Annotated in this window: 1 protein-coding gene; it reads left to right on the forward strand. The window is 55.0% G+C overall.

The window, feature by feature from the left end:
- A partial coding sequence (locus tag HMPREF2724_RS12760) for a transposase (RefSeq protein WP_371440776.1) occupies nt 1-220 on the forward strand: 220 nt, incomplete at both ends.

Genomic DNA, 220 nt, shown 5'->3' on the forward strand with positions numbered 1-220 from the left:
TGTGGCCCTCTATGAAAACAATGAGGACCTTTCACTTCACGCGGCTTCAGCAGAGCTTGGAGTCAATCGTTCCTCGCTTTTCTCCTGGCTTCAGCAATACGGCACCGGCAAACGTGCCCGCACGAAGGCCATGCGCGACAACGCCAAGGAGACGACTGATTCCGAGCGAATCCGCCAGCTAGAAAAAGAGAACGCGAAGCTGCGCGAAGAACGCGATATT

It is taken from the genome of Corynebacterium sp. HMSC071F07, assembly GCF_001810285.1.
GTDB lineage: Bacteria > Actinomycetota > Actinomycetes > Mycobacteriales > Mycobacteriaceae > Corynebacterium > Corynebacterium simulans.